8 protein-coding genes are annotated in these 17,376 nt (G+C 68.0%); 4 read left to right on the forward strand and 4 right to left on the reverse strand.

Annotated elements, in window-relative coordinates; all coding sequences use genetic code 11:
• Positions 1-57 precede the first annotated feature (57 nt).
• Both ACLB1G_RS09740 and ACLB1G_RS09745 read right to left on the reverse strand, forming a co-directional pair.
• The gene (locus tag ACLB1G_RS09740; RefSeq protein WP_491627269.1) at positions 58-8,721 is read right to left on the reverse strand and encodes a GH36-type glycosyl hydrolase domain-containing protein; all 8,664 of its coding nucleotides are present in this window, start codon (positions 8,719-8,721) and stop codon (positions 58-60) included.
• 208 nt (positions 8,722-8,929) lie between these two features.
• Positions 8,930-11,017: an aminotransferase class V-fold PLP-dependent enzyme gene (locus ACLB1G_RS09745; RefSeq protein ID WP_491626999.1), complete on the reverse strand. Its 2,088-nt coding sequence runs from the start codon at positions 11,015-11,017 to the stop codon at positions 8,930-8,932.
• A 100-nt stretch (positions 11,018-11,117) separates the two neighbouring features.
• Here ACLB1G_RS09745 and ACLB1G_RS09750 point away from each other — a divergent pair, with 100 nt between their 5' ends.
• From ACLB1G_RS09750 to ACLB1G_RS09760, 3 genes are all read left to right on the forward strand, one after another.
• On the forward strand, positions 11,118-11,597 hold the full coding sequence (locus ACLB1G_RS09750; RefSeq protein WP_491627000.1) for an Lrp/AsnC family transcriptional regulator: 480 nt from the start codon (positions 11,118-11,120) through the stop codon (positions 11,595-11,597).
• 53 nt (positions 11,598-11,650) lie between these two features.
• Positions 11,651-12,835, forward strand: coding sequence for an HPP family protein (locus tag ACLB1G_RS09755; RefSeq protein ID WP_491627001.1), 1,185 nt, complete (start codon positions 11,651-11,653; stop codon positions 12,833-12,835).
• A 93-nt stretch (positions 12,836-12,928) separates the two neighbouring features.
• A complete protein-coding gene (locus ACLB1G_RS09760; protein WP_491627002.1) occupies positions 12,929-14,737 on the forward strand; it encodes a DUF885 domain-containing protein in 1,809 nt (602 codons plus the stop codon).
• Between the two features lie 39 nt (positions 14,738-14,776).
• Here the strand turns inward: ACLB1G_RS09760 and ACLB1G_RS09765 are convergent, their stop codons facing one another.
• Positions 14,777-15,223 carry an acyl-CoA thioesterase gene (locus ACLB1G_RS09765; RefSeq protein ID WP_491627003.1) on the reverse strand — a complete coding sequence of 149 codons (447 nt, stop codon included), beginning with the start codon at positions 15,221-15,223 and terminating at the stop codon, positions 14,777-14,779.
• A gap of 74 nt (positions 15,224-15,297) precedes the next feature.
• Here ACLB1G_RS09765 and ACLB1G_RS09770 point away from each other — a divergent pair, with 74 nt between their 5' ends.
• Positions 15,298-16,743 carry a sensor histidine kinase gene (locus tag ACLB1G_RS09770; RefSeq protein ID WP_491627004.1) on the forward strand — a complete coding sequence of 482 codons (1,446 nt, stop codon included), beginning with the start codon at positions 15,298-15,300 and terminating at the stop codon, positions 16,741-16,743.
• On the opposite strand, the gene ACLB1G_RS09775 is transcribed toward ACLB1G_RS09770, so the two are convergent.
• Positions 16,744-17,340, reverse strand: a complete 597-nt coding sequence (locus ACLB1G_RS09775) for an ArsR family transcriptional regulator (RefSeq protein ID WP_491627005.1) — start codon at positions 17,338-17,340, stop codon at positions 16,744-16,746.
• Between the last annotated feature and the right edge of the window lie 36 nt (positions 17,341-17,376).

The following is a 17,376-nucleotide window of genomic DNA, read 5'->3' on the forward strand; positions in this document are numbered from 1 at the left end:
GCAGCTCCCCTAGAAAAAAGCCCCGCGAACACTGCGGGGCTTTTTTTACGTCCGGCCTCAGGCCACGCGCAGCTCCACCAGGTGGTGGGCGCCGCTGTCGTCCAGCGCCAGCGACATATCGGGCTGGGGCACGCCGTCCAGCGCCAGGCCAGGGGCGCCGCGCGAGACGCGGATCTCGTAGCTGGAGGCGCCGTGGCGGTAGGTCAGGGTGTAGCCGTCCCAATCCGAGGGCAGGCGCGGCGCCAGCAGCAGCTGGCCGGCCTGGCGCGTCACGCCCAGCAGCGATTCCACCACCAGGCGGTACATCCAGCCCGAGGAACCGGTGTACCAGCTCCAGCCGCCCCGGCCCACGTGCGGCGGCACGGCGTACACGTCGGCCGTGATCACGTACGGCTCCACCTTGTAGCGCGCGCAGTCCTGCGCAGTCTCGGCATGGCGCACCGGGTTGATCATGCGCGCCAGCTCCCAGGCCTTGTCGGTCTCACCCAGGCGGGCGAAGGCCATGGCGGTCCAGATCGCGGCGTGGGTGTACTGGCCGCCGTTCTCGCGCACGCCCGGCACGTAGCCACGGATGTAGCCCGGATTGGGTCCGGCCTTGTCGAACGGCGGGTCGAGCAGCTGGATGATGCCGGAATCGCGCCGCACCAGGCGCTGGTCGACCTGCTCCATGGCGCCGCGCACGCGCTGCGGATCGGCGGCGCCGGACAGCACGCCCCAGCTCTGCGAGATGGAATCGATCTGGCATTCCTCGTTGGTGTGCGAACCGAGCGGCGTGCCGTCGTCGAAATAGGCGCGCCGGTACCACTCGCCATCCCAGGCGTGTTCCTCGACGTTGGCGGCCAGCTTGCGCGCCTCCTCGCGGCACTCGGCCGCGAATTCCGCATCCTGGCGCAGCTCGGCCACCTCGGCAAAGCGCAGCAGCACTTCGTACAGGAAGAAAGCCAGCCATACGCTCTCGCCCTTGCCATGCTCGCCGACCTTGTCCATGCCATCGTTCCAGTCGCAGGAACCGATCAGCGGCAGGCCGTGGGCGCCGAAGCGCAGGCCGTGGCGGATGGCGCGCACGCAGTGCTCGTACAGGCTGCCGCTTAGGCCCGAGCGGGCCGGCAGGTCGTAATAGGAATCCTCTTCCGGCTTGACCGGGCGGCCTTCCAGGAAGTGGGTCACCTCGTCCAGCACGGCCAGGTCGCCGGTGGCGCTGACATAGCGCCAGGCGCCCAGCGGCAGCCACAGGTAGTCGTCCGAGCAGTGCGTGCGCACGCCGCGGTCGGCCGGCGGATGCCACCAGTGCTGCACGTCGCCTTCCAGGAACTGGTGCGCGGCGCACAGCAGCAGCTGCTCGCGCAGCAGCCTGGGCTGGGTGTGGATGGTGGCCATGGCGTCCTGCAGCTGGTCGCGGAAGCCGAACGCCCCGCCCGACTGGTAATAGCCGCTGCGGGCCCAGATGCGGCAGGCGATGGTCTGGTACATCAGCCAGCCATTGACCAGCACGTCCAGCGACGGCTCCGGGGTGCGCACCTGGACCGCGCCCAGGGTCTGCTCCCAGTACGCGTGCACGGCGGCCAGCGCTTCCTGGGCCGCGCCGGCGCCACGGTGTTTCTGCACCATGGCGCTGGCATCGGCGTTGCGGCGGCCAGCCACGCCCAGCACGAACACGATCTCGCGCTCCTGGCCCGGCAGCAGCTCGACCGGGACCTGGATCGCGGCGCAGGCGTCCAGCCCGGCGCCGACCTTGCCGGCCAGGCGCGCGCGCCGCAGCGCGGCCGGATTCGCCAGGCTGCCGTTACGGCCCAGGAATTCGGTGCGGTCGGCCGTGAGGGTGCGCACCGTGGCGTCGCTGTTGAAGAAGGCCACGCGCCCGGTGAACTCGGTGTTGTAGGCGTTGCGGGCGAACAGGGCGCCGCTGGCCGGATCGACCTCGCTGACGATGTGCATGCCGGACTTGGAGCGCAAGTCGCCCAGCACCCATTCCACATAGCCGGTGACGGACAGGCGGCGCGCCTCGGTGCTGTCGTTGCGCACCTTGATGACGGTGTACTTGATGGGCGCGTCCGGCGCCACGAAGGTGGTCATGCTGCTGGCGATGCCGGCCTCGCTGTGCTCGAACACGCTGTAGCCGAAGCCGTGCCGGGTGACATAGGCGCCAGTGCCGCGCGCCGGCAGCGCCGAGGGCGACCAGAACTGACCGCTCTGCTCGTCGCGCACATAGTAGGCTTCGCCGCTGGCGTCGCTGACCGGGTCGTTGTGCCAGGGCGTGAGGCGGAATTCATGCGCATTCTCGTGCCAGGTGTAGGCCTGGCCGCTTTCCGAGATCACGCTGCCGAACTGCGGGTTGGCCAGCACATTGGACCACGGCGCCGGGGTGCGCTGGCCCTCGTCGGTGACGATCACGTATTCGCGCCCGTCCGGGCTGAAGCCGCCAATGCCGTTGGCCAGTTGCAGGGCCGGCTGCGGACGCGGCGCAGGGGCAGGCGGCTGGCTGTCGGCGCGGCTGTCGGGCAGCAGCGGCGGCATGCGCAGCGGGGATGGTCCCAGGCGCTTGATCTGCTCGGCCAGGGTGCCGCGGCTGTCGGACAGGATGGCGCGCGCCACCGACTGCAGCAGGACGCGGTCCTCGTTGGCGATCTGGTCGGCCAGGCGCACGAAGATGCCGCCCGGACGGTCGATGGCCTGGGCGTCGATGCCGGAAGCGATCAGGCCCATGATCTGCTCGTGCAGCAGCTGGCGGTAGCCGGACTGGTCTTCGTACCAGATCACCAGGTCCACCACCAGGCCCTTCAGGCGCCAGTAGGCGTGGGCCTGCACCAGCTGGCGCGCCAGCTCGATGTTGGCCGGGTCCTTGATCTGCAACAGCACGATGGGCAGGTCGCCCGAGATGGCGTAGGCCCACAGGCCGGACTGGCCGCGCTGGTTGCGTATCAGGATGGCCGGGTCGGCGCGCAGCGCGTTGTTCGGGTAGATCACCGAGTTGCCTAGGCGTGCGTACAGCTGGGCGTCGGCCTCGCTGGCGTTAAGCTGGCGCAGCACCACCTGGCTGTGGGTCCAGGCCAGCTCGAACACGCGGTCGGCCAGGTGGCGGTCCTGGTATTTGTCGACCAGGTGCAGGGCCGCCTCGCGCTGCTCGGTCATGCCGGTCACCACGTCCACGGTGGCGGTCTGGTCGGGCTGCAGCACGATCACGTGGCGTATCGCCACCACCGGGTCCAGCACCGAACCCTGGCCGCCGCCCAGCGCGCCCTGCTCCTGCATGGCGCGCGGCGCCTGCACCGTGTTGCCGCGCCCGATGAATTGCGAGCGGTCGGTCTCGAACGAGATGTCCAGCACCCTGGCGTCGTGCACCGACATGGAGTGCATCAGCCACGGCATCTGGTCATCCTTGCCGCGCGGGCGGCGCGTGCACAGGATGGCGCGCTCGCCCTGCAGGATCTCAGTCTGCACGAACAGCTTGCTGAAGGCCTGGTGCGCGTTGTCGGCGGCGGCCGGCGCCATCACCACCTCGGCGTAGCTGGTGAATTCGATGGTGCGCGGACGGTCCGACTTGTTGGTGATGCGGGTGCGGCGCAGCTCGATGTCGTCTTCCGGCGAGACCACGATCTCGGTGTACAGCTCGATGCCGCGGTCGTGGCGGCGGAACTCGGCCCGGCCCTCGGAGAAGATCACCTCGTACTTGCGCGGCTCGGCCAGGGTGGGCTGGTAGCTAGTGGACCAGTAGGCGCCGTCCTCCAGGTCGCGCACATAGCCATAGCTGCCCCAGTTGTCGCGGGTGGCGTCCTCGCGCCAGCGGGTCACTGCCAAGTCGCGCCAGCGGCTGTAGCTGCCGCCGGCGTTGCTGACCATGACGTGGTAGCGGCCATTGGACAGCAACTGGGTTTCCGGCACCGGCGTGGAGGGCTGGGTCAGGATGCGCATGGGCGACGCCTGCTCCGGCGCGCTGCTGCGGATGGCGGCCTGCTCGGCCGTGTTGGAATAGAAGGCCCCGGCCTGCGGGCTGCGTTCCTGCAGCACCAGCAGGGTCGATTGCAGCAGCGGATCGGACTCGAAGCGGCGCTGCATGGGGCGGTCGTGCAGCAGGTAGCTGAGCGAGAGCAGGCCCATGCCCTGATGGTGCACCATGAAGGAACGGATCACGGCATGGCTCTGGCCGCGCGGCAGGCGCGCCGGGGTGTAGTCGATGGCCTCGTAGAAGCCGTAGCGGCCCATGAAGCCCAGGCCGGCCATCTTCTGCAGGTTGGCGCAGGCCGCTTCCGGCTGCACCATCAGGCCCATCATGGTGGCGTAGGGCGCGATCACCAGGTCGTCGGCCAGGCCGCGCTTGAGGCCCACGCCCGGCACGCCGAAGGCGCGGTACTGGTAATTCAGGCTGGCGTCCACCGTGTTGTAGCCGGATTCGGAGATCCCCCACGGCACATTGCGGCGGCGGCCGTAGTCGATCTGGGCGTCGATCACCGCATGGTAGGTCTGGTCCAGCAGGGTGCTGGGATAGGTCGGCATGACCAGCAGCGGCATCAGGTACTCGAACATGGAGCCGCTCCAGGACAGCAGCACCGGCTTGCCGCCCACGATGCACAGCTGGCGGCCCAGCGCGAACCAGTGTTCCTGCGGCAGCTGGCCCTGGGCGATGGCGACGAAGCTGGCCAGGCGCACCTCGGAAGCCAGCAGGTCGTAGTAGCTGGCGTCCAGGCGGCGTTCGCTGACGTTGTAGCCGATGGCGAGCAGGCTGGTGGTGGGGTTGTACAGGAAGCGGTATTCCATCTGGGCGAAGGCCACCACGCGGCGCGCCAGCTCGGCGATGGCGTCCATGCGGGCCTGGGCGGCGGCGGCGCCCCGCGCCACCAGTTCGGCCACATGCAGCTGGCGGGCACGCTCGTCCGGCGCCAGGTCGGTGGCGGCCACCGCGCCCATGGCCGCAGGCAGCTGGGCCAGCTGGCGCAGGGTGGGCACGCGCGCCAGGCTGGCGTCGAACACGGCGCCGGCGCCCAGCGCCAGCCATGGCGCAAAGCGTTCCAGCTCCTGCAGCGCGGCCTGGCACTGGGCCAGCAGGGAGGCGCTCCACGGCGCCGCGTGCGGATCGGCGTCCAGCTGCGGGTGCAGGGCCTCGGCTGCCTGCGCCACGCGCAACAGCCAGGCTTGCAGCGGCGCCAGCTGGCTGCGGTCGGCCAGTGGTTCCAGGGTAGCCAGCAAGGCCTGCAGGGCTGCGGTCACGGCGGCCGGCGGCGGCGCCGCCTCGGCGCCGGTGGGTGGCGCGATGATGCTTTCCTCCAGCACGCGGCAGGTGGTAACGATGCCGTCCACGATCTGCGGACCCAGGATGGGCTGGTCGCACAGGGCCGACAGGCCGGGCTGCAGGGTCAGCAAATGGCCGGCCAGGTTGCCGCTGTCCACGGTGGAAATGTAGATGGGGTGCAGGGGCTGCAGGGTCAGGGTGTCGTACCAGTTGTAGAAGTGGCCCTGGTGGCGCTCCAGCTTGTCCATGGCGTCCAGGGTCAGGCCGGTGCGCTCGACCAGCTGGCCGGCCGTCACGTAGCCGAAGTCCCAGGCGGTCAGGTTGGCCAGCAGCGCCATGCCGATATTGGTGGGCGAGGTGCGGTGCGCCACCACCTGGGCCGGATGCTCCTGCATGTTATCGGGCGGCAGCCAGTTGTCTTCCGGGCCGACGAAGCGGTCGAACCAGGCCCAGGTGCGGCGCGCCAGCTTGTGCAGGAATTGCAGCTGCTCGGCCGACAGCTCGGCGTGGCGCCGCTCGATGGGCCGGCTGATCCAGGTCGCCACGGCCGGCGCGATCAGCCAGGCCAGCAGGAACAGGGCGGCCGGCGCCAGGCTGGCCGGGCGCCAGCCCCACAGGGCGCCGGCCACGAACAGGGCCAGCACCGGCGACACACCCATGCGGCGCCAGGCGCTGCCGCCGGCGTTGCGCGCCAGGGCCGAGGCGCGCCACTCCAGCAGGTGGCGGCGCGTGACCAGCATGCGCCAGCAGCTGCGCACGATGGCGTCCAGGCTGAACCAGGCTTCGTACGGCAGGAAGGCCAGCATCAGCAGCGCGTGCGAGAACTGCAGCCCGGCGCGGCGCATGGCGGCGCGCAGGTGCTGGCTCCACAGCGTATCCGGCGTGCGGTGCGACAGGTCGTACAGGGTGCTGGCCAGCGGCGGCACGAAGATCACGCACAGCACGGCCAGGGTCCAGGTCCACGGGTTGGGCAGGAAGCGCCAGGCCACGATCAGCGACAGCACCAGGGCCGGCGCGGTCAGGCTGCGGCGCAGGTTGTCGAACAGCTTCCAGCGCGACAGGGCCGACAACGGATTGCGTTCGCGCTTGCGATGGGCCCCGGGCACGCGGCCGAACAGCCAGGACACCAGCTGCCAGTCGCCCCGTATCCAGCGCTGGCGGCGGCTGACGTCGTCGCTGTAGCGGGCCGGGTACTCCTCGTACAGCTGGGCGTCGCTCAGCAGGCCGGCGCGCAGGTAGCAGCCTTCCAGCAGGTCGTGGCTGAGGATCTGGTTGTCCGGCAGCCTGTCGCCCAGCACCTGCTCGAACACGTCGACATCGTAGATGCCCTTGCCGATGAAGGAGCCTTCCGCAAACACGTCCTGGTAGACGTCGGACACGGTGCGGGTGTAGGGGTCGATGCCGGGTTCGCCGCCGCACAGCTTCTCGTAGCGCGAGGCGTTCGCGCTGGGCAGGGCCACCGCCACGCGCGGCTGCAGGATGCCGTAGCCGGCCACCACCCGGTTGCTGCGCGGGTCAATGCGCGGCCGGTTGAGCGGATGCTCCATGGTGGCGATGAACTGCAGGGCGGCGTCGCGCGGCAGCTGGGTGTCGGTGTCCAGCGTGATGACGTACTTGATGCTTTCCAGTTCGGAGGTGTCGCCCACCACCAGCGAGAAGCGCTCGCGCGCGCCGCCGCGCAGGTAGCGGTTCAGGTCTTCCAGTTTGCCGCGCTTGCGCTCGCGGCCCATCCACACGCCCTCGTTGGGGTTCCACAGGCGCGGCCGGTGCAGCAGCAGGAAGGGCTCGCGCGCGCCGCTGCCGGCCGGCGCGTACTTGCGGTTGAGGCGCTCGACGCAGTGCTGCAGCTGCTGCAGCAGGGCGGCGTCGGTGGGCAGGGTCTCGGCGGGGGCGTCGGCGAAGTCGGTCAGCAGCGCGAACACCAGGTTGGGATCGCGGTTGGCCAGGAAGCGCACCTCCAGCTGCTCGCACAGCTGGGAGATGTTGTCGTGGCTGTAGGCCAGGGTCGGCACCACCACCAGGGCGCGCGCGTCGGCCGGCACGCCGTCGCGCAATTCCATGCGCGGCAGCGGGTGCGGACGGGTCACCAGGGTGGCGACCCAGTTCACCAGGCTCAGGGCCAGCTGGCTGCTGCCCAGCAGCGCCAGCAGGCCCAGCGCCCACAGCACCCAGCCATGCACGCCGGCGCGCGCGGCCCAATCCAGCAGCAGCGCCGTGGTGACGCCGGCAATGGCGGCAATGGCGCCCAGGTAGGAGGTCAGCGGCGAGGCGCCGCAGGTCTGCTTGAGCGCCTCCAGCCAAGGCAGGCGCATCCTGGCGCAGCGTTCCAGCGCGGCCAGGCCGTCGCCGATCAGGTAATAGCCGACGTGGCCGTGGCGGGCCGGGTCGCCATGCGCCTCGGCGTTGTCGCGCGCCAGCTGCACGGCCATGCGCGCCACCTCGGTCTCGCTGTGCGGCGAGTGCTTGGCGATTTTCTCGATCACGTGGCGGTACTGGTCGCGGGTGGCGAATTCCATCCTGCCATACACGCCCGACGGATCCCCGCGCAGGGTCTGCTCGACCACGCTCATGCTCTCGACGAATTCCTGCCAGTCCATGGTGCCCAGGAAGCGCAGGCTGCCGATGCTGTTGGCGATGGAGACCTGCTCGGCGGCCTGGTTCTGGATCTCGGCCTGGATCTGCTGTTCGATGGTGAGGCCGGACTCGGCCAAACGGTGCGTGACCCAGGTCAGGGCCAGGGTCAGGTTGGGGCTCTGGCCCTGCAGGCGGCGCGCCAGCTCGGCGACGAAGGCGCTGGTGACGGGCGGATTGGAGCGCGCCATGTCGGCCACTGTCAATATCAGGCCGCTGGGATTTTTTTCCGCCACCTCGGTCATGTTGTCGGCCCAGGTGTTGGCCAGGTCGCGCTGGGCGCGGTTGTCGGCCACCCGCGCCGCCACCCGGCGCAGGTTCTCGATCAGGGCCAGGCGCAGCATGATGGGGATGGCCCACAGTTCGCCCAGTTCCAGGGTGGCGATTTCCTGGTAGGCATCGACGAAGCGGCACAGGCTTTCCGGATCGACCCGGCCATCGCCGTGCGAGATGATTTCCAGCGCCAGCTTGTAGACGCGCGGGCAGCCATCGGAGGCGCCGCGCGCCAGGCGCGGCAGCTGCTTGCTGTAGCCCTTGGGCAGGTGGCGCTTGGCAATGCGGATCTGCTCTTCGATCAGGTAGAAGTTATCCAGCAGCCATTCGGACGCGGGCGTGACCTGGCGCCCGCTCTTGACGGCCGTGGTCAGCCCGTCGCAGGTGGCGCTGATGACGGCGGCGTTTTCCGCCAGGCGCGACAGCAGGCGGTCGCGGCCGCCCTGCTTGCTCAATTCGTGGTGGGCGGCCAGGGTCTTGCCATGGGCCGCCATCTGGGCCGCGCTGAACAGCTCGGCCCGCAGCGGTAAATCTTCTTCCTCGTTATCGGCCAGCGGGGCGCCGGTTGCCGACTCGCGCAAATGAAGTGGCAACAGGTGCTGCAGGGAAAAAGGTGCTTTCAAGTGGGGCCTCGCGTGTCTTGGACGTGCAAAGACACGGCCGCACTTTTACCGATGAGTGTGGCGTGTCTCCGGGAGTAGTATGTTCCAAGGAATGTTACGAGGGCGCACGGCAGTGGACCGTACGTTAGCGTACATAGGCAGCATGCGGCTCATCCATTTGCGCGCCGCGCGACGCCCCTTACGCTGCCGGCGGGACCGAGGCCAGCGCCATGGCGCCGCCCAGGCTGTATGCCTGGCCGTAGCCCAGCGAGCGCAGGCATTGCGTGGCGCGGCTGCTGCGCTTGCCGCTGCGGCAGAAAAACAGCAGCGGCGCCGGCTCGGTGCGCAGCCAGTGCGCGGCCTGGCCGGCCAGTTGGCTCAGCGGCACGCTGTGCACCGGCCTGCCATGCAGCATGCCCCATGGTGCTGCGGCATGCTCATGCGGTTCGCGTACATCGACCAGCATGGCGTCCGGATGGACGCGCAGGAAGTGGTCCAGGGCGGCGGCGTCCAGGACGGCCGCTTCCGGCCGCGGCGCAGCCGCTGCCGGCTGGGCCAGCGCGCGCACGCTGGTGCACACGGTGATTGTGTGATCGCGGCTGGCGCACAGCACGGCGTCGCCGGCCACGCCGGCCAGCCAATCGCGTCCGGCCTGGAACTCGCGCAGCGTGGCGGCAAACGCGTGGCGCACGCCGGCGGACGGCAGCCGCTTGCCGTCCGCCTTACCCAGCAGGTAGGCGCGCTGGCCATCGCGCTGCACGCAGGCCAGCACTTGGGCGCCGAGATGCAAACAGTCGGCGCTGGCGCCATCCTCCAGGGTGATGCTGGCGCCAGCCTGCGGCCAGCCGTACGCATCGATACTGGCGGCAGTATCGGGCAAGACGGCGGGCAGGCCGGCCAGCGCGGCGCCCGGCGCCGTGCCCAGCACCGCCAGCACGCGGCAGCCATGGCGCTTGATGGTGGCCGTTATGCCGTCCACCAGTTCCGGCCGCGCATCGATCACCACGCAGGCGCTGCTGGCGGCGTCAAGCAGCAACCAGGCGCAGGCGCCGTCCGGGCCGATCTGCACCACGCCATCGTGCGCGGCCACGGGCGCACCACCGGGCAGCATCCCGGCCGTGCGCAGGGCCGCGCCACAGCGCGCGATGCAGGCACAGGCGGCGTCCACCGTGGCATCGTCGATCAGGGCGCCGAAGGACAGGCGGATGGAGGCGCTGCTGCGCCATTCCGGCAAGCCCATGGCGTCCAGCACGGCGCTGGGCTTGGCCTTGGCCGCCGAGCAGGCGCTGCCGGCGCTGAGGCTGATGCCGGCCGCGTCGAACACATCCATCAGCTCGCTGCTGGACAAGCCCGGCACGGAAAAATTCAGGGTGGTGGGCAGGCAGCCCTGGGCCGGCTGGTTGAAGCGCACCTCGGGCAAGGCGGCGCGCAGGCTGGCGGCGATGCGCTGGCGGTAGCTTTCCAGCGTGGCGTGGCTGGCGAATACCTGGCCGCTTTCCAGCGCCTCCAGCACGGCGCCCAGGGCGGCGATGCCAGCCATGTTCTCGGTGCCGGAGCGCAGGCCGCCTTCCTGGCCGCCGCCCATGACCAGCGGCGTGTACGGCGCGCCGGCCCGCACGTACAGCATGCCCACACCCTTGGGGGCATACAGCTTGTGGCCGGAGAAAGGAGCGTAATCGATGCGGCTGGCGCCCAGTTGCAGGGGCAGCTTGCCCAGCGCCTGCACGCAGTCGACCATCCACAGGGCGCGCGAGCCGCACTCCGCCAGCACGGCGGCGATGCCGTCCAGGTCGCTGATGACACCGGTTTCATTGTTGGCGGCCATGGTGCACACCATGGCGGCGCGCGGCGCCAGGGCGCGCAGGGCGGCCAGGTCGTGGCAGCCGTCCGCGTCGACCGGAATGGCGCACAGCGGCAAGTCCAGGCCCAGCAGCCGGTTCCAGTGGGCCAGCGCTTCCGGCACCGCCTTGTGCTCGGTGGCGCCGTACAGCAGCAGTTCGCCCGCAGGCTCGCCGCGCGCGCGGCGCTCGCGCACGGCGCACAGGGCCGACAACACGGCCGTCTGTATGCCTTCGGTGGCGCCGCTGTTGAACATGAGTTCGCCGGTATCGGCGCCCAGCACCCGGCGCGCGGCCTGGCGGGCGCGCTCCAGCACCTCGCGGGCCTGCAGGCCCATGCTGTGTGTGCTGCTGGGGTTGCCGTAACGTTGGCCCATGGTGTCCATGGCGGCGGCCATGGCGGCGGGCAGGACGGGGGAAGTGGCGTTGCTGTCGAGATAGATATTCATGTGGAATAGCTTACCCATTGCCATCGAAACAGTTATCCCAAAATACCTGCTTTTGCCGTACTATTTAGCACATTCATCCTATCCTTCTTCCATTTACAGCATGAACTCTCTAGACCGCTACGATTACGCTATTCTGGATGCCCTGCAACACGATGGCACCCTGTCCGTGGCCCAGCTCAGCGACAAGGTCGGCCTGTCCAGCACGCCCTGCTGGAAGCGGCTGCGCCGGCTGGAGGAGGAGGGCTATCTCCAGCACCGGGTGGCGGTGGTCGACCGGCGCAAGGTGGGCTTGCCAGTGACGGTGTTCGTCAGCGTGCGCACCAGCCAGCACGACGAAAAATGGCTGGACCGTTTTGCCGCCGCCGTGACGGCCTTGCCGGAGGTGCAGGAATTCCACCGCATGAGCGGCGACGTGGACTATCTGCTCAAGGTGGTCACGACGGATATCGAAGGATATGACAGCTTTTACAAGAAGTTGATCAAGGTTGCCCAGCTCAACAACGTGTCCTCGGCATTTTCCATGGAACAGATCAAGTCCACCACGGCGTTGCCCCTGGACCTCATCGCACACCGTGGCTGACGGGAATCCCTCACAATGTGATATGGTTTCTCCTCTTCCCGATGAGAATGCCTATGCCGCCTTTCCTGCAACGCTGGCTGCCTGGACCGGCCACCGCCAACCCGCGTGAACAAATGCGCGCCGCCGCCGGCGCCCTGCTGGGACTGGTCTTCACCGGCCTGGTGGGCCATTTCCTGCTGGCCAGCCACGACGCCACCGCCCTCTATCTTGTCGCCCCCATGGGCGCCTCCTCGGTGCTGCTGTTCTGCGTGCCCGCCGGGCCGCTGTCCCAGCCCTGGTCTGTGATCGGCGGCAATGTGGTGAGCGGGCTGGCCGGCACCGCCTGCGTCCAGGTCTTCGGCGACCTGCTGGGCTGGCCGGTGCCGGCCGTGGCCGGCATGGCCGGCGGCTGCGCCATTGCCGCCATGTTCGCCCTGCGCTGCCTGCATCCGCCCGGCGGCGCCGTGGCCCTGACCACCGTGATCGGCGGTCCGGTGGTGCACGCCATGGGTTTCAGCTTCCCGCTAGTGACGGTGCTGGCCGATTCCTGCCTGCTGGTCGGCGCGGCCGTGGTGTACAACAACCTGACCGGGCGCCGCTACCCGCACATGCAGAAGGCGGCCGAGCCGCGCCCGCACGCCACCGCCGACGCCCAGCCCACTTCCCGCCTGGGCTTCACCTTGGGCGACCTGGACGCCGCCCTCAAGCAGTACAACCAGGTGCTGGACATCAGCCGCGACGACCTGGCCGCCCTGTTCATGCGCACCGAACAGCGCGCCTACGAGCGCCGCTTCGGCATCATCGGCTGCGCCGACATCATGTCGCGCGACGTCATCACGGCCGAGTTCGGTACCGGCCTGAACGAAGCCTGGCAGCAGATGCGCGAACACCGCGTGACCGTGCTGCCAGTGCTGAACCGGGCCAGGCGCGTGATCGGCATCGTGACCCAGACCGATTTCCTGGAGCACGGCGGCCTGGACGATTACGGCAGCATACGCCGCCAGCTGCGCCGCTTCCTGCGCCGCAGCGGCATTTCGCACACGGAAAAAGCCGAGGTGGTGGGACAGATCATGAGCACCCGCCCGGCCACGGCCCGCGTCGATACCCCCATCGTGGACCTGGTGCCGCTGATGGCCAATTCCGGCTTCCACCACATCCCCATCGTCGATGCGGAGCAGCGCCTGGCCGGCATCGTCACCCAATCCGACCTGGTGGCGGCCCTGTACGAAAGCCGCTTCGCGGAAGCCAGCGCGGCCTGATACAAAAAAGCTTCCCAAAATAGCTTCCGGCAGGGCGGCGCCTTGACGTATGCTGTGGCCCGATTTGTTCCAACCACCAATCGGGAAACAGACATGACGCACCACCGCACCACCCTGGCGGCCCTGGCCGCCGCCATCGCCCTGGCTTTTGCCCCGGCCACCCAGGCGGCCGCCCCAAATACTGAACCGGCGCCGGCAGTGAGCGCCGCCCCGGCCCACAAACAGCTGCTGGCCCTGGCCGACGCCTATTACGACGCCGTGGCCCGCTACGACCCCATCAGCGCGACCGAGAATGGCGACAGCCGCTACGACGCCCAGCTGGGCCTGTCCATCGCGCCGGCCCGACGGGCCGCCCAGTTCCAGCGCTACCGCCAGTTCAGCAAGCGCCTGCACGCCATCCCGCGCGCCCAGCTGAGCCGCGCCGACCGCGTCAACTACGACATCCTGGCCTACGAACTGCACGGCCTGCTGGCCATGGAGCCCTTCCCCGAGCACCTGCTGCCCATCAGCCAGATGGACAGCGTGCCGGTCACCCTGGCCAACTACGCCAGCGGCCAGGGCTCGCAGCCGCTGACCACGGTCAAGGAATACGAGGCTTACCTGAGCCGCATCTCGCAGCTGCCGGCCTGGATAGACCAGGCCATCGCCAACATGCGCCAGGGCGTGAAACAGGGCGTGACCCAGCCCAGGTCCATCATGGTGTCGGCCCTGCCCCAGTTCCAGAAGCTGGTCAGCGCCACGCCGGAAAGCAATATCTTCTACACCCCGGCCGGCAAGTTCCCGGCCACGTTCTCCGACGCGGACCGACAGCGCCTGGCGGCGGCCTACCGCAAGGTGGTCGGCCAAAAGCTGATGCCTGCCCTGGCCCGCCTGGCCGCTTACCTGGAGCAGGAATATGTGCCGGCCTGCCGCAGCACCAGCGGCCTGGGCGCCCTGCCCAACGGCGCCGCCTGGTACCAGGCCCGGGTTGCCAACGCCACCACCACCTCGCTCAAGCCCGATGAGATCCACGCCATCGGCCTGAAGGAAGTGGCGCGCATCCAGGGCCAGTTTGCCGTGCTCGGTCCCAAGCTGGGCTATGACGGCCCGCCAGCCGGGCTGCCGGTCTGGGTGGCGCAGCAGGCCAAGTTCCGCCCCTTCAAGACCGAGGACGAAGTCCAGGCCGTGTTCCACAAGCTCAACGACGTGCTGGACGCCAAGCTGCCGCAGATGTTCACCCTGGTGCCCAAGTCCAAGCTGGACCTGCGCCTGGAGCCCGAACTGAGCCGCGCAACCGCCTCCGACCACTACACCCCGCCGGCAGGCGACGGCTCGCGTCCGGGGGTATTCTGGTCGGTGGTCAACGATCCCACCAAGTACGGCAGCACCGGCATGACCACCCTGTTCCTGCACGAAGGCAAGCCGGGCCACCACTTCCATATCGCCCTGACGCAGGAATTGAACCTGCCCGACTTCCGCAAGTATGGCGGCAACAATGCCTTTACCGAAGGCTGGGCCTTGTATGCGGAAACCCTGGGCAAGGAAATGGGCTTGTTCGACGACCCGGCCCAGTACTTCGGCCATTTGAACGATGAATTGCTGCGCGCCACCCGTTTGGTGGTGGACACCGGCCTGCACGCACAGGGCTGGAGCCGCGAACAAAGCATCCAGTACATGCAGGACACCCTGGGCTATGACGACTACGCCAAGAGCGAAACCGAGCGCTACATGGCCTGGCCGGGCCAGGCCCTGGGCTACAAGATAGGGTCGCTGAAAATCCAGGAACTGCGCCGCCGCGCGGAGCAGGCCCTGGGGAGCAAGTTCAGCCTGCCGGCCTTCCACGCCGTGGTGCTGGGCGACGGCACCCTGCCGCTGGCACTGCTGGAAGCCAAGGTGGACCGCTGGATCGCCGAACAGCAATGAGTCCGCAGGGCGGGAGCGCGCTCCCGCCCATCCTCTGCCTTAGTTCAGGGCACCGCGCTCATAGCGCCTGATCCGCGCCATGGCCTCGGCCGGCAGCGCGCGGATGCGCTTGTCATGGCCGGCAAACACGATCTGCTGGCGCCCGGTGGAAATCAAGACCTCGCCCGCATAAAAGCGGAATTCCAGCCAGAACGAGCACTTCTTCACCTCCAAGGTGTTCAGCTCGCAGCGCACTTCCTGGAACGGGAAGCTCTCGCGCAGGTAGTCCTGCTCGGCGTGCTTGGTGATGAAGACGCCCTCCCCCTGCAGCATGTCGGGCGAGACGCAATCGTAAAACCATTTTTCGCGGCAGATGCCCTGCCACTCGAAATAGCGGGCGAAATAGGTATTCCCGTAGGCATTGGAATCCTTGAGGTAGATGGTCCAGGCGTGGCTGAAGGTCAGGGCGGCCGCGCTGCTGGCGTGCTGGATGTCGTGCATGTGCATGATGATTTCCTCGAAATGATGGACAGCCGGAAGTCCCGGCCTTCCCACTACAAGCAGCTTGGTCAGCAGAACAATTGATCAAACGCAAAACGTGTGGCGATTCCAAGGCGCAAGGTGTGCATATCGCCAACCACACCGGAGCCAGCGCCGCCATGCACGCCCTTCCGCCAGCCATCGTCTCCCTGCTGTTCCTGTGCTACGGCGGCTACGTGCTGTTGTCGCGCGGGGTCAGCCGCATCAGCCTGACCTTTTTCCTCCTGTGCTGTACCACCTTCTGCTGGCAATTCACCTGGGCCCTGCTGTACCAGTGCACCGACCCGCAGCAAGCGTACGCGCTGGCCAAGACCGGCTATCTGCTGATACTGTTCCTGCCCACCACCCTGTACCATTTCATCACCGAGCTCACCATGCGGCCCGAGGAGCGGCGCCGGGTGCAGCTGTCGTACGCGGTGGCCGCTGTGCTGGGCTGGCTGCTGCTGACCACGGACTGGCTGGTGGCCGGCCTGCACAGTTATTTCTTCGGCTACTATCCGCGCGCCGGCGTCCTGCATCCGCTGCACCTGCTGCAGACGGCGGCCGTGGTGGCGCGCGGCCTGGCCCTGCTGTACGCCAGGCAGCGAGACGCCGTCTCCACCGAGCGCACCCGGCTGCGCTTTTGCCTGGTCAGCGTGCTGATCTATGTGTTTGCCGCCGTCGATTACCTGTGCAACTACGGCTGGGAGTTCTACCCGCCGGGCGCCCTGTTCGTGCTGGCCAGCCTGGGCCTGATCGCCCAGGCCATGGTGCGCCACAACCTGCTGGCCGACCCCATCGAGGTGGCAGCCACCATTGCCCACGAGATGCGTACACCGCTGGCCACCATGCGCAACCAGTCGCGCGCCCTGGCGCGCTGCCTGCCCGGCTTGCTGGGCGCCTACCGCCACGCCCTGGAGCACGGCTACGAGCCGGTGCTGCAGCCGGCCCAGCTGGCCTACCTGGAGCAGCTGGGCCGGCACATCGAGGCCGAGGTCAACCGCGCCAATTTCATCGTCGACATGATGCTGGCTTCGGCCCGGGGCGGCGCCCTGTCGCGCGAGGAATACGCTCACCATTCGGTGCAAAAATGCGTGGAAGAAGCGCTGGCCTGCTATCCATTTGACACGTCCATGCGCGCCAGGGTCACGGTGCGGGCCGGCGAGGACTTCGTGTTCTACGGTTCCGATATATTGCTGGTCTACGTGCTGTATAACCTGTTCAAGAATGCCCTGCAGGCCATTCATGCGGCCGGACGCGGAGAATTGGAAATTGCATTTTTCAGGCGCGGCGATCGGCGCCAGCTGGAAGTGATAGATACCGGCGCCGGGATACCAGCCCATGTATTACCGCATATATTCGATCCGTTTTATACCACACGCCAGCAAGGCGGCGGTACCGGCATGGGATTGGCATTTTGCCGCCGGGTGATGCTATCCTTTGGCGGGAAAATCATGTGCGAATCGCAGGATGGATCATATACCCGGGTAATGATGTTATTTCCCTGATCAGGCGGTATCGATCAATTTATTCAAATCTTCCTCATCGCCCCACACATAGATTTTATCCTCCCTTAATACCTGGAGGATAAAAGCTTGCTGTTCGCGGTAGCGGCGCTTGAAATCGGTGACGGAATACAGATTGGGATTGATCTTGCGCCGTAAAATACGCTCGGCCACCGGCATACGCGACAGCAATTCACCATAGCTCGTATTATCACCGACCAGCATCAATTCCACCGGCGTATCCATGCCCTCCTGCTCCTTGGCGGTGGCGCCGTAGACAAAGGCCACGATCAGCGCATGCTGCAGCGGCGCCAGCGCCGAGTTCAGCACACTGACCAGGCCGAAGGTTTTCTTCACCAGGCCGGCCAGTTCGCCGTACACGATGCAATCCTGGTTGGGCCGGAAGCGGCGCACATTGCCGATGCGCTCGGAGACAATCACGCCGGAGTCGTGCAGGCGCTTGAGTTCACGCTGGGCCGAGGCGCTGCCCAGCCCCGTCAGGCGCATGATCTCGTTCAGGTGGAAGCCCTGGTTGACGCGCACGAACAGCAAACCCAGCAGCTTTTGCTGGGCAGGGGTGAAGAGGGCTTGAGCAATCATGGGCCAGATCTTAGCATGAACGAACTACAAGCTGGC

This window comes from Duganella kummerowiae (assembly GCF_053572355.1).

Bases quoted from the DNA above. Each gene is read 5' to 3' on its own strand.
- ACLB1G_RS09745 (WP_491626999.1), bottom strand. From the start codon at position 11,017: ATGAATATCTATCTCGACAGCAACGCCACTTCCCCCGTCCTGCCCGCC.
- ACLB1G_RS09750 (WP_491627000.1), top strand. From the start codon at position 11,118: ATGAACTCTCTAGACCGCTACGATTACGCTATTCTGGATGCCCTGCAA.
- ACLB1G_RS09755 (WP_491627001.1), top strand. From the start codon at position 11,651: ATGCCGCCTTTCCTGCAACGCTGGCTGCCTGGACCGGCCACCGCCAAC.
- ACLB1G_RS09760 (WP_491627002.1), top strand. From the start codon at position 12,929: ATGACGCACCACCGCACCACCCTGGCGGCCCTGGCCGCCGCCATCGCC.
- ACLB1G_RS09765 (WP_491627003.1), bottom strand. From the start codon at position 15,223: ATGCACATGCACGACATCCAGCACGCCAGCAGCGCGGCCGCCCTGACC.
- ACLB1G_RS09775 (WP_491627005.1), bottom strand. From the start codon at position 17,340: ATGATTGCTCAAGCCCTCTTCACCCCTGCCCAGCAAAAGCTGCTGGGT.